Here is a 626-nt window from a genome sequence, read left to right as displayed (position 1 = left end):
CATCACAACATCACCGTCAGGGCTGGTGACAACTTGTTTAAAGTCAGCGCTAAAACCTGCATTCAGCGACAAGCGGCTACTCAACTCTTCTTTCGGAGAAGCAAATACTGAGAAGCTCATAAATAAAAGTGCGAATACTTTTTTCATCAATAATCCTGTTAGAACATAAGTCGGTCATGTTTTGGTTTTGACCGACTGAATAGTTATGAGTTCCTATTGGAACTAATCTTTTGGTGGCGCGGGCGCCAAGACTTCTCGGTTACCGTTATGTCCTGGAGCACTGACAATACCTTGAGCTTCTAATTGCTCAACAATTCGTGCGGCACGGTTGTAGCCGATCTTAAATCGACGTTGCACACCAGAAACTGAACCACGACGTGAATGGACAACGTGTTCGACAACTTGATCAAACAGAGGATCGACTTCTTCATCGCCTTCCATTTTCTCACCTGGTAACAGTGTTTCTGGGGTTTGGTCGCCGTTAGTAATCTCTTCAATATAGTTTGGCTTACCGCGTGCTTTCCAGTTATTCACGACCGCATGTACATCATCATCAGATGCAAATGCGCCGTGTACACGAGTTGTGTGGCTTGAACCCGGTGGCAAGTACAACATATCACCCATAC

General features: G+C 45.2%; 1 protein-coding gene and 1 pseudogene. Both read right to left on the bottom strand.

Annotated elements, in window-relative coordinates; translation table 11 throughout:
- Positions 1-147 (bottom strand): annotated as a pseudogene (locus AB4496_RS27805) (outer membrane lipoprotein carrier protein LolA); the annotation flags it as partial.
- 75 nt (positions 148-222) lie between these two features.
- On the bottom strand, positions 223-626 hold a 404-nt coding region (locus AB4496_RS27800; RefSeq protein ID WP_372133243.1), incomplete at its 5' end, for a DNA translocase FtsK.

The sequence above is a fragment of the Vibrio sp. 10N.222.46.A1 genome, from assembly GCF_041473595.1.
Taxonomy (GTDB): domain Bacteria; phylum Pseudomonadota; class Gammaproteobacteria; order Enterobacterales; family Vibrionaceae; genus Vibrio; species Vibrio tasmaniensis_A.
The sequence above is the reverse complement of the archived record's forward strand: the minus strand, read 5'-3'. Positions and strand labels throughout refer to the sequence as shown.